General features: G+C 64.5%; 13 protein-coding genes. 8 read left to right on the forward strand and 5 right to left on the reverse strand.

Features of this window, described 5'->3' with window-relative positions; genetic code table 11:
• Nucleotides 1-49: 49 nt before the first annotated feature.
• Genes purL through purS form a run of 3 tightly spaced genes read right to left on the reverse strand, consistent with a single transcriptional unit; the run spans nt 50 to nt 3,391 of the window.
• Nucleotides 50-2,359, reverse strand: a complete 2,310-nt coding sequence (gene purL, locus JOE60_RS02700; protein WP_167265165.1) for a phosphoribosylformylglycinamidine synthase subunit PurL — start codon at nt 2,357-2,359, stop codon at nt 50-52.
• The gene (gene purQ / locus JOE60_RS02705) at nt 2,356-3,138 is read right to left on the reverse strand and encodes a phosphoribosylformylglycinamidine synthase subunit PurQ (protein WP_167265164.1); all 783 of its coding nucleotides are present in this window, start codon (nt 3,136-3,138) and stop codon (nt 2,356-2,358) included. The genes purL and purQ overlap by 4 nt, the downstream gene beginning before the upstream one ends.
• A gap of 1 nt (nt 3,139) precedes the next feature.
• Nucleotides 3,140-3,391 carry a phosphoribosylformylglycinamidine synthase subunit PurS gene (gene purS, locus JOE60_RS02710; protein ID WP_011773385.1) on the reverse strand — a complete coding sequence of 84 codons (252 nt, stop codon included), beginning with the start codon at nt 3,389-3,391 and terminating at the stop codon, nt 3,140-3,142.
• 236 nt (nt 3,392-3,627) lie between these two features.
• Here purS and JOE60_RS02715 point away from each other — a divergent pair, with 236 nt between their 5' ends.
• Both JOE60_RS02715 and JOE60_RS02720 read left to right on the forward strand, forming a co-directional pair.
• Nucleotides 3,628-3,813, forward strand: a complete 186-nt coding sequence (locus tag JOE60_RS02715) for a hypothetical protein (protein ID WP_167265163.1) — start codon at nt 3,628-3,630, stop codon at nt 3,811-3,813.
• A 123-nt stretch (nt 3,814-3,936) separates the two neighbouring features.
• Nucleotides 3,937-4,227 (forward strand): DUF1540 domain-containing protein, encoded by a 291-nt coding sequence (locus tag JOE60_RS02720; protein ID WP_167265162.1) that lies wholly within the window; start codon nt 3,937-3,939, stop codon nt 4,225-4,227.
• Nucleotides 4,228-4,300: 73 nt separating this feature from the next.
• Here JOE60_RS02720 and JOE60_RS02725 read toward each other — a convergent pair whose 3' ends face one another.
• Nucleotides 4,301-5,512: a PucR family transcriptional regulator gene (locus JOE60_RS02725; RefSeq protein ID WP_167265161.1), complete on the reverse strand. Its 1,212-nt coding sequence runs from the start codon at nt 5,510-5,512 to the stop codon at nt 4,301-4,303.
• Between the two features lie 136 nt (nt 5,513-5,648).
• Between JOE60_RS02725 and JOE60_RS02730 the strand changes: the two genes are divergently transcribed.
• Genes JOE60_RS02730 through JOE60_RS02750 form a run of 5 tightly spaced genes read left to right on the forward strand, consistent with a single transcriptional unit; the run spans nt 5,649 to nt 13,000 of the window.
• Entirely contained in the window at nt 5,649-6,980 is a 1,332-nt protein-coding gene (locus JOE60_RS02730) for an MFS transporter (protein ID WP_167265160.1), read from the forward strand.
• Nucleotides 6,977-8,611 carry a thiamine pyrophosphate-dependent enzyme gene (locus JOE60_RS02735; protein ID WP_167265159.1) on the forward strand — a complete coding sequence of 545 codons (1,635 nt, stop codon included), beginning with the start codon at nt 6,977-6,979 and terminating at the stop codon, nt 8,609-8,611. The genes JOE60_RS02730 and JOE60_RS02735 overlap by 4 nt, the downstream gene beginning before the upstream one ends.
• Nucleotides 8,612-8,625: 14 nt before the next feature.
• A complete protein-coding gene (locus JOE60_RS02740; RefSeq protein ID WP_204814818.1) occupies nt 8,626-10,023 on the forward strand; it encodes an aldehyde dehydrogenase family protein in 1,398 nt (465 codons plus the stop codon).
• A gap of 8 nt (nt 10,024-10,031) precedes the next feature.
• Nucleotides 10,032-11,735 carry an amidohydrolase gene (locus JOE60_RS02745; protein WP_167265158.1) on the forward strand — a complete coding sequence of 568 codons (1,704 nt, stop codon included), beginning with the start codon at nt 10,032-10,034 and terminating at the stop codon, nt 11,733-11,735.
• Nucleotides 11,736-11,743: 8 nt separating this feature from the next.
• A complete protein-coding gene (locus JOE60_RS02750) occupies nt 11,744-13,000 on the forward strand; it encodes a M20 family metallo-hydrolase (protein WP_167265157.1) in 1,257 nt (418 codons plus the stop codon).
• 13 nt (nt 13,001-13,013) lie between these two features.
• Here JOE60_RS02750 and JOE60_RS02755 read toward each other — a convergent pair whose 3' ends face one another.
• Nucleotides 13,014-13,952, reverse strand: coding sequence for an NAD(P)-dependent oxidoreductase (locus JOE60_RS02755; RefSeq protein ID WP_167265156.1), 939 nt, complete (start codon nt 13,950-13,952; stop codon nt 13,014-13,016).
• A 114-nt stretch (nt 13,953-14,066) separates the two neighbouring features.
• On the opposite strand from JOE60_RS02755, the gene JOE60_RS02760 reads away from it, so the two are divergent.
• A complete protein-coding gene (locus JOE60_RS02760; protein WP_239528796.1) occupies nt 14,067-16,727 on the forward strand; it encodes an exo-alpha-sialidase in 2,661 nt (886 codons plus the stop codon).
• The last annotated feature ends 218 nt before the right edge of the window (nt 16,728-16,945 follow it).

Raw genomic sequence — 16,945 nt, forward strand, 5'->3', positions numbered from 1 at the left:
ATCCCCAGGGGATTTATGGGCTGTAAGTGACCCCGCGTTGCTTTAGGACCTAGCCGAAGTACTTGGGCAGGGTTCCCTCGTGTGCTTCGCGGAGAGCGTCCAAGGAGAGCTCGTCCACGCCGTTGATCTCCAGCTTTCCACCGGCAGCGTCAACAACGCCGATCCGGAGGTGGGCGAAGCCGCGGGCGGTGCACATGTCCTTGAAACGGACTTCCTCGGAGCGCGGCACGGAAACGATGGCCCGGGCCTGCGTCTCGGAGAAGAGGGCCGTGAACAGGTCCACGCCGTCGCGCTCCATGAGTTCCTCAAGGGCGATGCGGGCGCCCACGCCGTAGCGCAGCGAGGACTCCACCAAAGCAGCCGCGAGGCCACCTTCGGAGAGATCGTGTGCTGCATCAACCATGCCGTCGCGGGAAGCGTTGATGAGGATCTCGCCCAGCTCGCGCTCTGCTGCGAGGTCAACCTTCGGCGGCAAACCACCGAGGTGGCCGCGAAGGTTGGACCATTCCGACCCGTCCAACTCTGCTGCGGTGGTGCCCAGCAGGTAGATGGCCTGTCCGTCCTCGCGCCAGCCCGACGGCGTGCGGCGGGCGACGTCGTCGAGCTTGCCCAGGACTGCCACCACAGGGGAGGGGTGGATCGGCGTGGTGCCGGTCTGGTTGTAGAGCGAGACGTTGCCGCCGGTCACGGGGATGCCGAGTTCCATGCAGGCGTCGGAGAGACCACGGATGGCCTCGGCAAGCTGCCACATGACATCCGGATCCTCGGGGGAACCGAAGTTCAGGCAGTCACTGACGGCCATGGGGACGGCGCCGGAGGTGGCCACGTTGCGGTAGGCCTCGGCCAGTGCCAGCTGTGCGCCCTGGTACGGCTCAAGGTAGGTGTAGCGGCCGTTGGCGTCGGTAGCCAGGGCAACGCCCAGGCCGGTTTCCTCGTCAACGCGGACCACGCCGGCATCGTCCGGGAACGCCATGGCAGTGTTGCCGCCAACGTAGCGGTCGTACTGCTTGGTGATCCACGCCTTGCTGCACATGTTGGGCGACGCCACCAGTTCGGTGACGGCTGCGGCCAGCTCGGTGGGAGCGGACGGACGGACTGCGTCTTCCACGGAACCGGTGAAGGAGTTGGCCTGCACCGAGTCCTGCCACTCCGGGCGGGCGAACGGACGGTCGTAGACCGGGCCGTCGTGCGCAACGGTGCGGGGATCGACGTCGACGATTACTTCGCCTTCCCAGGTGATGATGAGGCGACCGGTGTCGGTGACCTCACCCAACCAGGAGTACTCCACGGCCCACTTGTCCATCACAGCTTCGAACGCTGCGATGTTCTCCGGGGTGACCACGGCCATCATGCGTTCCTGCGACTCGGACATGAGGATCTCGCCCGGGGTCAGCGTGGGGTCGCGGAGCAGGACCGAGGTCAGCTCCACTTCCATGCCACCGTCACCGTTGGACGCGAGCTCGGACGTGGCACAGGAGATGCCTGCGGCGCCCAGGTCCTGGATGCCCTCAACCAGTGAGCCTTTGAAGAGCTCCAGGCAGCACTCAATGAGCACCTTCTCAGCGAAGGGGTCACCCACCTGGACAGCCGGACGCTTGGACGGCTTGGTGTCGTCGAAGGACTCCGAGGCGAGCACCGAAGCGCCGCCAATGCCGTCGCCGCCGGTACGTGCACCGAACAGGACAACCTTGTTGCCCTTGCCGGAGGCGTTGGCCAGGCGGATGTCCTCGTGGCGCATGACGCCAACTGCGAGTGCGTTCACCAGCGGGTTGCCCTGGTAGACGGAGTCGAACACCATTTCGCCGCCGATGTTCGGCAGGCCGAGGCAGTTGCCGTAGCCACCGATGCCGGCAACGGCACCGTGCATGACGCGTGCGGTGTCCGGGTGGTCGATTGCACCGAAGCGCAACGGATCCATCACGGCAACCGGGCGGGCGCCCATGGAGATGATGTCGCGGACAATGCCGCCGATGCCGGTAGCGGCACCCTGGTACGGCTCAACGAACGACGGCGAGTTGTGGGACTCGATCTTGAACGTGACGGCCCAGCCGTCCCCGAGGTTGGTGACGCCGGCGTTCTCGCCGATGCCAACCAGCATGTCCTTCTTCATTTCCTCGGTGACCTTCTCGCCGAACTGGCGGAGGTGGTTCTTGGAGGACTTGTAGGAGCAGTGCTCGCTCCACATGACGGAGTACATGGCCAGCTCGGCGCCGGTGGGGCGGCGGCCAAGGACCTTGACGATCTCGTCGAATTCGTTCTGCTTCAGGCCCAGCTCAGCCCACGGGAGTTCCGTGTCCGGGGTCTTGGCAGCGTGCTCAACGGTGTCGATGTTGAACTTCTTGGTGGTTTCCGTGGTCACTTGTCGCCTCCCACAATCTTGGTCAGTACGGAGGTGAAGAAGCCGAGGCCGTCGGTGTCGCGGGGCTCCCCGACGGGGCCGGCCTCCGGGCCAAAACCGGCCTCAACAGCGTGCTCGGGGTGCGGCATGAGGCCCACCACGTTGCCCGCGGCGTTGGAGATGCCGGCGATGTCGCGGCGGGAGCCGTTCGGGTTGAAGTCCACGTAGCGGAACACCACGCGGCCCTCGGCCTCAAGAGCATCCAGGGTCTTCTCGTCCGCGATGTACTGGCCGTCCTGGTTCTTCAACGGGACAATGATTTCCTGGCCGTCCGTGTAGTCCACGGTCCACGCAGTGTTGGCGTTTTCCACGCGCAGCGTCTGGTCGCGGCAGATGAACTTCAGGTGGTCGTTCTTGATCATGGAACCGGGCAGCAGGTGCGACTCGGTGAGGATCTGGAAACCATTGCAAATTCCCAGAACCGGCAAAGGATTAGAGGTTGCAGCGCCTGTTGCAGCCTTAATGATCTTGGACATCAACGGCGCGAAACGCGAAATGGCGCCGGCGCGGAGGTAGTCACCATAGGAGAAACCGCCGGGGATGATGACTGCGTCAACGTCGCCGAGTTCGGAATCGGCATGCCAGAGCGGCACCGCCGTGGCGCCTGCAAGCCGCACTGCACGGGCGGCGTCGCGGTCGTCAAGGGTGCCGGGAAAGGTCACGACGCCGATTTTGGCGCCGGCCAAACGGGGCTTTGCGGCGACAGCCACGGCCTCGCCAATCAGGGGGATTGAAGTCATGTCAGGCCTCGACGACCTCGACGTTGACAACGTCCTCGATCACCGGGTTGGACAGGAGGGTCTCGGCAGCTTCGCGGGCCTGGGCCAGGATAGCGTCGGTCACCTCGCCGTCAACGGTCAATTCGAAGCGCTTGCCTTGGCGGACTGCGCTGAAGCTGTTGAAGCCGAGGCGGGGCAGGGCACCCACGATGGCCTTCCCCTGGGGGTCCAGAATCTCGGGCTTGGGCATGACGTCAACGACGATCCGGGGCATCCGGTAACTCCTGTGCGGTGAGTTGGGTGAACCTTAAATAAGGCTGCCGCGGAGGTGCCGTCTCACGCCGTTCAACCGCATCAAAGCAGCGTTATGAACACAGAGTAAAAACGGCTGTTTGAACGGCATGGGGGCGCTCCGCGAGCTTGCTCCACCATTCTACCGGGACCGGGGCGCATACCCTATTCAGGCCGATAGCGCTAGCCGCCGGTGCCCATGGTCACTAGGATTGGCCCATGGCTGAGAAACCGACCTCAATGGTGCTGGGTGTGATGGCAGTTGCGGTCTTCGCGGGCCTGGGGCGCATGGTGGTGCAGAAAATGTTGGCGGACAAAGCCGCCCGCGAAAAACTGGTGACGGCCCCTTTGGACGCGGAAACACGCGCCAAAATCAGCCAGGCCCTGCGGACGCCTCAGGAGTAAGTCCGTATTAGCGCACGGACAAATGCGCTATTCAAACCGGTTTTCCTGCTGTTTTGGGGCGTAGCTTGGATTTACATGCGGGGCATGCCCTGCGTTCCATTCAGGATCCAGCCAGGAGGAACAATGACCGAACACGTTGCCGAAGTATCCGCCTGTAGCGTTGGCAGCTGCGGATTCAACCACGATGGCTGCACTGCCTTTGGCATCACCATTGGTGGAACCCAGGATCACGCTTCCTGCGCAACCTTCATCGACACCAACCGGATGGGCGGTCTGCCCAAGGTCCTGGCCCATGTTGGCGCGTGCCAGCGGTCCGAGTGCGTCCACAACAACAACCTCATGTGCGAGGCACATGACGTCAAGGTGGGTCCCGGCCGGGAAGCCGCCGACTGCCTGACGTACGAGCACTCCTGACGGATTTCATTTAACGGCGGCCCGTCCTCGTCCCAGGACGGGCCGCTGCTGCCCGAAGCAACCACAGCGGCAATCAAGCCCACATGACCACGAGCTTCGCGGCCTTTGATGGAACTGAAACGTCTATGCCCGTCAGTTCTTCAAAGCGATTGAGCCGGTTGAGGATGGTGTTGCGGTGGCAGAAGAGTTGCTCGGACGTGACCGTGACGTTGCCCGTGGCCAGGTAGCTGCGAACGGTCTCCAAGAGGCGTTCCTTTTCACCTCCGCGGCACTCCGCCAGCGCCTCTTCCAGTTCTGCTGCGAGATCCAGACCGGTGTCTTGGAGGTTCCGCTGGGCCAGCCGTGGCCAAGCCGAATCAGCCGAGAGTGGGGCGGAGTCCCGGGGACGGAGCAAAGCTGCCAGAACCTCCGCCGTTCGCGCAGCCGGGGGCAAGCCCCGCAGGCCATGGATCTCAGGCACATAACCGCATGGGATATCGACGACGGCGGGTGGCAGCCGCTGGCTTTCAGCTTCCGGGCCGGGCATCTCGCTGCGGATTTCCGGGCCCCTGGACCTGGCAGTGGGCAGGGCCCAGAAAACATAAGTGTTTCCGCCGGACTCGTGGAGGAACAGGCGTTGCCTGGTGTGCTGGCCCGATCCGAACTGGGACGCAGCTGATCTTAGCTTCGCCCCTGATTCGCCACTGGCCGCCACCAGCGCGAAGCGTGAGTCTGGTTTGATGCCCAAGGCTGCTGCCACTTGCGCGGAAGTTTCCACTGAGGGGTTGCTCTGGTTGAACAGCCGGGCAATGAACTCCCGTTGGATGCTGGATTCCTCCTGGGCCATGCGGACGCGCTCGGTGAGGTAGCTGGTGTGCGTCCGGGTGGCGAATTCGTCTACCACGCTCCACACTTGGTCAACGCGCGTGGCCAGCAGGGCGGCGTCTTCGATAGTGGCAATTTCCAGAAGTTGGGCCCAGAGGATGCTGAAATCCAGTCGCACGGCAGAGGTAAGGGACTCTGGTGGAATGCCGGCCCGGGCGCGCTTGGATCCCAGGTCGGAAGCGAAGTCGAGCAGGCCATGGCGGCTGTCTTCCTTGCCGTTCCTCAGACCATTGATGAGCCGCCTGAAGGTCTCCCGGGCCGTCTCCTGGATTTCCAGCACGGTCACCTGGCTTTCGCCATATTCGGGGATTTCGCGGACCTTGGCGGTGAAGGCTTGGGCCAAGGCGTCGAGCCTGCTTTCGAGTTGATCCACCAGCTCAGTCCAACGAGCAACGTGACCGGATGTTTCAACATTGTGCATTTACACATCATAACGCCTTAATTGCGGGGTAATTTGCTAGTTTTTTTGGGGAAAACTACTGACACTATGGATTGAGTCACACAAATCCTCCCGGGCGTCCACATCGTCCGGTCCCGTTCGCACTCATGGAGCAACTATGGCAAGCACCGTCAGCGGAGCCACGGACGCCAGTCCCGCGGCAGCACGCGTCGTCGATGAAAGCGTCACCAAGAAGGTGGCATTGGCCGCCCTGGTGGGCACCGCGTTGGAATGGTACGACTTCTTTCTTTTCACCACAGCCGCTGCGCTGGTGTTCAACGCACAGTTCTTCGTTTCCCAAGACCCCTTTGTTGCGGCCATGGGATCCTTCGCTACTCTGGCGGTGGGCTTCGTTGCCCGCCCGATCGGTGGTTTCATCTTCGGCGCCCTGGGAGACAAGGTTGGCCGCAAGAAGATCCTCATGGTCACCATTGTGGGAATCGGTATTGTCACCGGCCTCATCGGTCTCCTCCCGAACTACATGACCATCGGCTTGGCTGCCCCCATCCTGCTGGTGGCCTTGCGCATCGTTCAGGGCCTCGCAGTTGGTGGTGAGTGGAGCGGCGCGGTGATTATCGCCGTCGAGAATGCGCCGGTGGAGAAGCGCGCCCGCTACGCCGCCCTGCCGCAGATCGGTTCCCCGATCGGAACCATTCTGTCCTCCGGCGGATTCTTCGGCATGCTGTTCCTGGTGGGCCAGAGCAACTTTGACGCCTGGGGCTGGCATATCCCGTTCATCGCAGCCATCCCGCTGCTGGCCATATCACTCTGGATCCGCAGCCGCCTCAGCGAATCGCCTGAATTCGAAGCACTGATGGAGTCCGGCGAGACCGAACACGCTCCCATCCGCGGCGTCCTGAAGAACAGCTGGCGCCAGATCCTGGTGGGTATGTGCTCGGCTTTGCTCGGCATCGGTGGCTTCTACCTCATCACCAGCTTTGTGGTCTTCTACGGCACCAAGGTTCTCAAGCTGCCCTCTGAACTCCTGCTCATGGGCACGTTGCTTGCTGCAGCCTTGGAGATCGGGGCCCTCATCTGGGCCGGCCGCCTGGGTGAAAAGTTCGGCGCCAGCAAGGTCATCCTGTGGGGCGGCGTTGCCTCGGCCATCATTGCCGTCCCGGTCTTCCTCGCCATCGACAGCCGCAACCCCGTCCTTGTTGTTCTGGGCATGATGATCGGCGTCGCCGTCCTCTCCATCCCGTACGCCGTCTCCGGCACGGCCCTGACCGCGCTGTTCGCCACCAAGGTCCGCTACACCGGCGTGGCCATCACCTCCAACACTGCCGGCGTCATCTCCGGGTTCGTGCCGCTGATCGCCACCGCCTTGGTAGCAGCCAACAACTCCTTCTGGCCGGGCGCCATCATCCTGCTGGTGGTTTCCGTCCTGACGGCGCTTTCCGGACTGTTCCTCCCCGCCCTCTCCATCGAAGAAGAAGGAATGAAGCATTGAGCACTACCACCGCCGGCCACTTGATTGTTGGCCAACTCGAACGGGCAGGCATCAAGCGTGTGTACACCGTTCCAGGTGAGAGCTTCCTCGATGTCCTTGACGGCTTGCACGGCTCGCCCATCCAGAACGTGGTGGCCCGCCAGGAAGGCGGTGCCGGGTTTATGGCACTGGCCGAAGGCCGCCTGACTGAGCGACCGGGCGTTGCCATGGTGACGCGTGGTCCGGGTGCAGCCAACGCGTTCATCGCCATCCACACCGCCTACCAGGACGCCACCCCGCTCATCCTGTTCGTGGGCTTGATTCCGGTGGCCGACCGTGGCCGCGAGTCCTTCCAGGAATTCGACATCAACGCCTGGTTCGGCAGCACCGCCAAGAAAGTGGTGACGCTCGACGACGCCGCTTCCGCCGCCCGTGTGGTGGATGACGCCATCTTCACCTCCCTCAGCGGACGCCCCGGTCCCGTGGTGGTCGGCCTCCCGGAGGACGTGTTGGTGCACGTCGTGGAGAACGCCATCGTGGAGCCCCGCGTGATAGCCCGTCCCCAGCCGGCGGCCGCGGACCTGGATGAGCTGAACCGGAAGCTGGAGAAGGCACGCAAGCCGCTGGTTGTCGTCGGAGGTGAAGGCTGGACCCAAGACTCCGGCGAGCAGCTGGCCGCGTGGGCGAGAGGCCACAGCGTCCCCGTGGTGGCCGACTTCCGCGCTTACGACGCCGTGCCGCACCGCAGCGACGCCTACGCCGGTTTCCTGGGCTACGGTCGCAGCGACGCGAACGCCCAACGCCTGGACGACGCCGATCTGCTCATCTTTGTGGGCTGCGTCCGTGGCGATGTCCTCTCCGATGGCTACAAGCGCGGACTCGACGCCGAGACCGTCGTGGTCAACGCCGATGCCAACCTCCTGGGTCACTTCGGCCGGGTGGACCAGCACATCATCGCGGACGTCACCGCGTTCGCCAGCGCATTGGCCTCCACCAATGCGACCGGCAACGCCACCGGTAGCCGCGAGGAAGGCTGGTTCGCCACCGCCCGCGCCGATCAGCTCACCTTCTCCACACCAGCGCCCGACGGCGGCATCGGCGTCGACTTGGGCGTCGCCATGGAGGTCCTCACAAAGGAAATGGCCGACGACGCCGTCCTCACCTTCGGTGCCGGAAACCACGCCCTGTGGCCCGCCCGGTATCTGGTCCACAACTCGGCCAACTCCCTGGCCGCTCCCCGCAACGGCGCCATGGGCATGGGTATTCCGGCAGCCGTGGCAGCCTCGCTGGCTTATCCCGGCCGCCAGGTCATCTCCGTGGCCGGGGATGGCTGCTTCATGATGAACGGCCAGGAAATCGCCACGGCCATGGGCTACGGCGCCGCGTTCATCGTCCTGGTGGTGGACAACGGCATCTTCGCCACCATCCGCGAACATCAGGAAGCGCACTACCCGGACCGGCCGTCCGGCACGCACATGACCAACCCGGACTTCGCCGCCCTCGCCCGTTCCTACGGCGGTTACGGCGAGCGCGTGGATCGCACGGAAGACTTCGCTGCCGCGTTCCGCCGCGCCGTCGACTCCGGCCTCCCGGCCCTGTTGCACCTGCCGCAGGATCCCACCACGCGTTCTCCCAAGACTTCAGCCAACTGACCGGAGCCCTCACCGTGATCCAGCTTCAGAACATCATCAACGGCGAGTCCGTGGACGCCGCGGCCAGCCTGCCGTTTTTCGACCCCGCCACGGGCCAGCAGATCGGCACCGCGCCGGACAGTGACGCTGCCGCCGTCGACGCCGCTTTCCAGGCCGCTGCCGCAGCTTTCAAAAGCTACAAGAGCACGACGCCGGGAACACGCCAGTCGCTGCTGTTGCAGCTGGCCGACCTCATCGAGGCGAACGTTGACCGTCTGCTCGAGGCTGAGGTGGCCTGCACCGGCAAGCCTGCCGCACTCACCAAAGAGCTTGAAATCCTGCGCGGCGCGGACCAACTGCGCTTCTTCGCCGGGGCGTGCCGGGTGGTTTCCGGGACGGCCCAGACCGAATACGTGGAAGGTTTCTCTTCCACCATCCGGCGCGAACCCATTGGTGTGGTGGCCCAGATTACGCCGTGGAACTACCCGTTCATGATGGCCATCTGGAAGATTGGTCCGGCCCTGGCTGCGGGCAACACCTTGGTCCTCAAGCCTGCCGACACCACCCCCTGGTCCACCCTGGTCCTGGGTGAGCTGGCACAGCACGTCTTCCCGGCCGGCGTAGTGAACATCGTGTGCGGCGGCCGCGAGGCCGGTGCCGCGATGGTGGAGCACGACATTCCTGAGATGGTCTCCATCACGGGCTCCACCCGGGCCGGTGCGCAGGTCATGTCTGCGGCGTCCAAGACGCTCAAGGACGTCCACCTGGAGCTTGGCGGCAAGGCACCCGCTGTGGTGTTTGCCGACGTCGATATCCAGCGGACCGCGAGCGAAATCGCCCTGGCTGCCTTCTTCAACGCCGGGCAGGACTGTACAGCGGTGACCCGCGTCCTGGTGCATCAGGACATTCATACGGAGTTCGCAGCAGCCCTGGCTGACGCGGCCGCTGCTTTGAAAGTGGGATCCGACCTCGGTCCGCTCAACAGTGCCGCGCAGTTGGATCGGGTGGAGGGCTTCATGTCCCGCCTGCCTGCCAACGCCCGCGTCCTTTCCGGCGGCAAGCGCACCGGGACAGGCTTCCACTTTGAGCCCACGGTGATCGACGGCGTCTTCCAGACAGACGAGGTGGTGTGCGACGAAATCTTCGGCCCCGTGCTGACCGTCCAGCCGTTCGCCACCGAGGAAGAAGCGATCGAACTCGCCAATGGCACCAAGTACGCGCTGGCATCCAGCGTGTGGTCCGAGAACCACGGCGTGGTCACTCGTGTATCCATGGAGCTGGATTTCGGGGCCGTGTGGGTCAACTGCCACCAGGTGATCCCGGCCGAAGCACCGCACGGCGGATTCAAGCACTCGGGCACCGGCAAGGACCTCTCCGTCTATGGACTTGAGGACTACACGCGCATCAAGTCCGTCACCACCTCCCACCGCTAGAACCTGACATGAAACTAGACCTCCTCCTGCGGAACGCAGACATCATCACCATGGATCCGGACCACCCGGTGGCCAGTTCGCTGGGCATCTGGCAGGGGCGCATCGTGGGCCTGGACGAGGACCTTGATGGTTTGGACGCCGTTCAGGTACTCGATCTTGGCGGTGCTACCGTCACTCCAGGCTTCATCGACGCCCACTGCCACACCACGTGGTTCGGGCTGGGCCTGGCCGAACTGGACGTGTCCGGTGCCCGCGGCCTGGAGGAGCTGTATGAGCTTCTCCGCGGTGCTGTTACTCACTCGGGGACCGACGGCGTGGGCTGGCTTTTCGCTACCGGCTTCAGCCAGACCCAGCACGGCGGGGCCTTCCCGGACATCGCCGAGCTGGACCGCATCACGGGGGAGCGGCCGCTGTTCATGCGGCACAACTCCGGGCATATGGCCGTGGTCAACACCGCCGCGCTGCGGCTGGCAGGTGCCGAGTCGCCGTCGTTCCCGGATCCCGACGGCGGAGCGATCGTCCGCGACGCAGGGGGACATCCCACGGGACTCGTCCAGGAGACGGCCCAGGAACTGATTCAGCAGCTGATCCTGCCTTACTCGTTGGAGGACATCGAGGCCGCCCTTGAGAGGGCCACGCTGTTCTACGCCTCCGAGGGCATCACGAGTTTCACCGAGGCCGGGGTGGGTGGCGGGTGGATCGGGCACAGCCCAGCCGAGTTCGCCGCCTACCAGAGCGCCTCCGCCAATGGCCGGTTGCACGCCCGTGCTCAGGTCATGCCGGTGCTGGATGTGCTGCACGGATTGGGCGGGCATGCATCTGACAGTGTTGGTGCGGCCCCGGCCGGGCTGGATCTAGGCATCACCAGCGGATTCGGGAATGACTACCTGGCCCTCGGCCCCGCAAAGGTGTTCCTGGATGGCTCGCTCCTGGGCGAAACCGCAGCCGTGAGCCACGAGTTCTGCAGCCACGGCCACAAGGACAACCGCGGCAACGTTGGCTACTTCCAAGCGGACCCCGCCCAGCTGAGGGAACGCATCGAGGCCGCCTACGCCGCCGGGTGGTCCATCGCGGCCCACGCCATCGGTGACAGGGCCGTGGACCTCGCGGTGGAGATCATCACGGATTGCCAGGCTAAGTATGGGCAGCGCCGCTTGCCCAACAGGATCGAGCACGCCTCCATGACGCGCCCTGAGCAGTTGGTCAGGCTCGCGGATGCAGGCATTGCCGTGACACCCCAGGCAAGCTTCTTCCGCGAGGGTGGGGACGGGATGACCGCGTCCCTCGGCCCGGACCGTTTGCCGTGGGCCTACCGGGCAGCCAGTTTCCTGGAAGCCGGAGTGGTGCTCGCGGGAAGCTCGGACCGGCCGGTCGCCGACGGAAACGTGCTCCGCGGCATGCAGGCTTTTGTTGACCGCAGGACGGAATCCGGCGCCGTCTTTGGCAACCCGGCCGAACGCCTCACCCCGCAGCAGGCTCTCGCCGCCTACACCAGCGGAGCTGCCGCAGCAACGGGGTCCCTGGGGGACAAGGGCACCCTTTCAGCTGGCAAACTGGCCGACTTCACCGTCCTCTCCGCTTCACCTTTGACGGCACCCACCATCAGCGAACTGCACGTCCTGGCCACTGCCGTCGGAGGCCGCTTTACCTACCAATCAACCGACTTCAACGCTGAACTTTCCCCTGAAAGTTCGTTCGCGGCCCACTCATAGGGGAGACCATGACAACCACCACAAGTTTCACCGCCCAGGACACCGCTTTCGTCCAGGACTTCCGGACCATGAGCGCCTTCGGTGCCACGGCGAACGGCGGCGTGGACCGCCAAGCCGCAACCATTCCCGACGGCGAACAGCGCCGCTGGCTCGCCGGTCTCTTGGAGGAGCACGGCTTCACGGTGAAGTTCGACCACACCGGCAACCAGTGGGGCCTCTACGAAGCCGTGCCAGGTGCGCCGTTCGTGGTGGTGGGCTCGCACATGGATTCACAGCCGACGGCGGGACGTTACGACGGCGCATATGGCGTCCTCGCTGCTGCCCACGCCGCGTTCCGCTTGGCCGCGCGCTGGGAAGCCGGCGCCACGGCGCCCAAGTTCAACCTCGCCGTCGTCAACTGGTTCAACGAGGAAGGCAGCCGCTTCAAGCCGTCCATGATGGGTTCGTCCGTCTACACCGGCAAGCTGGAACTCGAGGACGCACTCAATACCCAGGATGCCGCAGGGGTCACCGTGCGCGATGCCTTGGACGCAATCGGGTGCCGTGGAACGTTTGAGGGGCCGGAGGCAGCGTACTGCGCCGAGATCCACATCGAGCAGGGCCGCAGCATGGAGCGCGAAGGCGTCACCATCGGGCTGGTCAGCTCCAACTGGGCCGCGAACAAGTACGAGTTCGTGGTTCACGGCGAGCAAGCACACACCGGGTCAACCGTGATCGAGGACCGCAAGGACGCCCTGCTTGGGGCCTCGATGCTGGTGGTTGCGGCGCGCGAACTCGCCGACCGCTTCCCAGGTGCCCTGCACACATCGGTGGGTCAGCTCAACGTGTACCCAAACTCGCCCGTGGTGGTCCCGTCCCGTGTGAACCTGCTGCTGGACCTGCGCAGCGCCGACGAAGCCGTCCTGGCCGAGGCCGACGCCCTGCTGCACGCCCGAATCTCGGAGATCGAACGGCTTGCCAACGTGTCCGTTGAGAAGCACCACTCACACTCCTGGGCCGTCACCCCGTACCAGCCCGAAGGCGTGGAACTCGCGGCCAAGGTTGCCGCGGACCTTGGGCTGTCCAACAAGGAAGTCATGACCCTCGCCGGGCACGACTCCACGAATATGAAGGACCTGGTTCCCACGGTGATGCTCTTCGTGCCCAGCGTGGATGGCATCTCCCACAATGAGCACGAATACACCACGGATGAGGACATCGTGGCCGGGCTCACCATGCTTACCGAGGTGGTCGGCCGCCTGTGTGACGGGGCGCTGGAGGACTGAGGGGGCGAGTACGTCAGCCCGCCACCTGATTGGTCAGCGGCGCGTTGCCCTTGAGCGCGGTGACGTTCTCCGTGACCAGGCGCGCAGAGCCTTTGGGACGGTTGCCTGCCACGTGGGGCGTGATGATCAGGTTGGGGGCGGCCCATAGTTTCGAGTCGGAGGGCAGGGGCTCAACTTTGGTTACGTCCAGCGCGGCAGCGCGCAGGCGGCCTTCGGTCAGCGCCGCAAGCAGTGCGTTTTCGTCCACGGTGGCGCCGCGGCCCACGTTGACGAAGATGGCCGACGCCGGGAGGCTGCGGAGAATGTCCTCGTCCAGGGCGTTGGTGGTCTCCGGGGTGGCGGGCAGGATGGAGATCAGGACATCTGTGGTTCCGAGGACATCCGGCAGTTCTTCGGTTGAGACCACGGGGAAGCCGTAGCGTTCCCCGCTGGAGTTGGCCACGCCGGTGACCTTTGCGCCCAAAGCGGCCAGCAGGGGAGCGAGCCGCCCCGCAATGGAACCGAAGCCCCAGATGGTGACCTTGGCGCCGTCGAGCGTGTAGAGGTGTTCCGTTGCCGGATCTGACTGCGCTGCGTTGTAAGGCTGGCTCCACGTGGCAGCCTTCTGGGATTCCTGCAGGACATCCAGGCGGCGCACGGCTGCCAAAACCATTGCCAGGGCGTGTTCTGCCACGGGGCCGTCGTGGAGTGAACGGCCGGAGGTGATGGCCACGCCGTCCGCAAAGCCCGCGGAGAGTACGGAGTCGGGACCGGCGGCAAGCGTCTGCACCAAGCTGAGGTTGGGCATCGAGCGGGCGGCGTCGGTCAGGTTGTCCGACGTGTTCCGCCAGACCACCAGGACCTCGGCGTCCTGGTGTTCGGTGGGGATCGGCTGGTCCACCTGGTAGACGAACACCTGGTCCTCGAGGGTGGAGAGGTCCAGCTCGATGGTGTCCGGGACGAGGATTTTCACGGCAACTCCAGTGCTCAGTGGTGGGTGGGTTTCGAATTTGAGGCTACCGCTTCGCCGGGGATCACGGCCTTCTGCGCTTCATCTCTGGCAATGTGACGGCGAACACCTTAGGGTATGAGAACGTCCCTAGGTTGTAGGACGTTCGACGTAGCACGTAGCACCCACTCGAAAGGACCCCTCGATTTGAGATCTCCATCCTTTGCGCGAACAGCAGCCGCCGGCGCCCTCAGCGCTGCCCTCCTGGCTGGGCTCGGTCTTCCGGCCACAGCTGCCCCCATTCCGCCCAACAGTCCCGCAGCAGCCCCGGGCACGTTCACCGAGGCCAACATCGCCGCGGATCGCACGGCAGCCAACTTCTTCTACCGGATCCCCGCCCTGACCTACTTGGGCAACGACGTGGTGCTCGCTGCTTGGGACGGACGCCCGGGGTCAGCGGCGGACGCTCCCAACCCCAACTCGATCGTGCAGCGTCGCAGCACCGATGGCGGCCGGACGTGGGGCCCCGTCACGGTCATTGCCGCCGGACACGTCGGCGATGCCAGCGGGCCGAAATATGGTTACAGCGATCCGTCCTACATTTACGATGCTGAGGCCGGCAAGGTCTTCGCCTTCTTTGTGTATTCCAAGGACCAGGGTTTCGGCGGCAGCCAGTTCGGCAACAACGATGCCGACAGAACTGTCATTTCCTCAGCCGTCATCGAGTCCTCGGATGCCGGCGTCACGTGGAGCCAGCCTCGGCTCATCACCAACGTCACCAAGCCCGGGACCAGCAAGACCAGCCCCGTAGCAGGCGATGTGCGTTCCAACTTCGCTTCATCCGGCGAGGGCATCCAGCTCAAGTACGGCCAGTACAAAGGCCGCCTGATCCAGCAGTACGCCGGTGACATACGCCAGGCGGACGGCACCAACAAGATCCAGGCGTACTCCGTCTACTCCGATGACCACGGCGCCACCTGGCACAAGGGCGCCAACGTCGGGGACCGCATGGACGAGAACAAGACCGTGGAACTCTCGGACGGCCGGGTGCTCTTGAACTCCCGGGACAACGCCAACCTGGGCTACCGCAAGGTGGCCATCTCCACGGACGGCGGCGCTACGTACGGTCCGGTCACCCAGGACACCGAGCTCCCGGATCCCGCCAACAACGGTGCCATCGCACGCATGTTTCCCAACGCGGCGCAGGGCTCAGCTGATGCAAAGAAGCTGATTTTCACCAACGCCAACTCCAAAACCGGCCGCGAAAACGTCTCGGCCCGCGTTTCCTGCGACGACGGTTCCACCTGGCCCGGCGTCCGCACCATCCGTTCCGGCTTCTCCGCGTACTCCACGGTGACCCGCCTGGAAGCAGGCAAATTTGGAGTGCTTTATGAGGGCAACTACACGGATAACATGCCGTTCGCGACGTTCGACGACGCCTGGCTGAACTACGCCTGCGCCCCGCTGTCCGTCCCGGCTGTGACCACTGCGCCGGGCGCTACGCAGCAGGTGCCCGTCACCGTCACCAACCAGGAGGCCGTCACGTTGTCCGGCGCAACGGCCACCGTCTACACGCCCGCTGGCTGGTCAGCCACCACGGTGACGGTTCCCGACGTCGCACCCGGCGCCTCGGCAACCGTCAACGTAGCGCTCACCGCCCCGGCCAGCGCCAGCGGTCCGCAGAACCTCAACGCAGCCTTCACGACGGCGGATGGCCGGGTGTCGCAGTTCACCTTCACCGCCACCGTGCCGGTGGCCCCGCAGGTGGGCCTGACCATCACGGGAACGGCACCGGCCCGCGATGTCGCGGCCAGCCCGTACCAGGTGGGCGAGGTCCTGAGTTACTCGCTCAACGTCAAGAGCACTGCCAACGTCACGGCAAACGCGGTGCCGGTTTCCGGGACGTTCGACTCCGGGTTCCTTCCGCCGTCGGCCCCCAACTGCCGGTACAACAACCTGGCCGCAGATGCGAACTACAACTGCACCACCGCCAAGCATGTGATCACGGCGGCCGATATTGAGCGCGGCTACTTCGTGCCGGAGGCGAGCTTCAGCATCACAGCCAGTGCAACGCCGTCGCTCACCAAAACCGTCCCGTTCACCGGCGCTGCGGTGGCCCTGCGCGACGGACTGCTGACGGCGGAGATCAGCGGGGCGCGTGCCGACGTCGGGCGTGATCTGGCAACCCAGCCGTACGCTGCCGGTGACCTGGTCCCCTATACCTTCACCGTGAAGAACACGAGCCCGCTGGTGGAGAAGGTAGTCCCGACTGCCGGCAACTTCAGCCCGTTCCTTCCGGAAGGACCGGGCAACTGCCGCTACAGCGTGCTGCCGTCCGGACAGAGCTACCAGTGCACCACCCCGCGACACGCGGTGACTGCGGAAGAAGCTGCGCAGGGGTTCTTCATCCCAACCAGTACCTGGGAAGTCAGTGCTGCGGGTCAAACCACCAAGACCATCACCGTGAACGGTGACCCGGTGGAGCTGAGGACCAAGCCGAGCACTGAACCGGCCGTGACGCGCCAGAACCTGGGGACACCGCCGTTCGACCTTGGCACCGAGGACAAGTACCGCACGGGCCAGGAAGTGGTTCTGAATGGCCTTGATCAAGGGCAGTGGTACTACGTGTACCTGAATAAGACGGGGTACCGCCTTGGTTGGAACTTTCCGGGGACGGATGACACGGTGAAGTTCACGCTTCCCGCCGATGTGAAGAACGGCCGGGACGACGTGGTGGTCTTGGACAAAGATGGCGCCCAGGTCTCCTTTGACCGGTTGCAGGTGACGCCCAAGGGGTGATCTTTCCTGGTTCGGACAGGCAGCGGGCCGTGGGTCATTTCCTGCGGTCCGCTTTTTGTCGCCCCATGACGAACCGCCGGCACCGTGACAAGACAAATTTCCCAAAATGTGCTTTATGTCATATTTCGCTATCACTATGTACTGTGTGACTCGGCTGGTTGCGCGGTTTTGACAAGAACTGTCAAAGGTTCAACCATCCAACGGATGACGGGCTGGGC

The organism is Paenarthrobacter ilicis (genome assembly GCF_016907545.1).
GTDB lineage: Bacteria > Actinomycetota > Actinomycetes > Actinomycetales > Micrococcaceae > Arthrobacter > Arthrobacter ilicis.

Bases quoted from the DNA above. Each gene is read 5' to 3' on its own strand.
- JOE60_RS02760 (WP_239528796.1), top strand. From the start codon at position 14,067: ATGAGAACGTCCCTAGGTTGTAGGACGTTCGACGTAGCACGTAGCACC.
- JOE60_RS02715 (WP_167265163.1), top strand. From the start codon at position 3,628: ATGGCTGAGAAACCGACCTCAATGGTGCTGGGTGTGATGGCAGTTGCG.
- JOE60_RS02745 (WP_167265158.1), top strand. From the start codon at position 10,032: ATGAAACTAGACCTCCTCCTGCGGAACGCAGACATCATCACCATGGAT.
- JOE60_RS02750 (WP_167265157.1), top strand. From the start codon at position 11,744: ATGACAACCACCACAAGTTTCACCGCCCAGGACACCGCTTTCGTCCAG.
- purS (WP_011773385.1), bottom strand. From the start codon at position 3,391: ATGCCCCGGATCGTCGTTGACGTCATGCCCAAGCCCGAGATTCTGGAC.
- JOE60_RS02725 (WP_167265161.1), bottom strand. From the start codon at position 5,512: ATGCACAATGTTGAAACATCCGGTCACGTTGCTCGTTGGACTGAGCTG.
- purQ (WP_167265164.1), bottom strand. From the start codon at position 3,138: ATGACTTCAATCCCCCTGATTGGCGAGGCCGTGGCTGTCGCCGCAAAG.
- JOE60_RS02720 (WP_167265162.1), top strand. From the start codon at position 3,937: ATGACCGAACACGTTGCCGAAGTATCCGCCTGTAGCGTTGGCAGCTGC.
- JOE60_RS02730 (WP_167265160.1), top strand. From the start codon at position 5,649: ATGGCAAGCACCGTCAGCGGAGCCACGGACGCCAGTCCCGCGGCAGCA.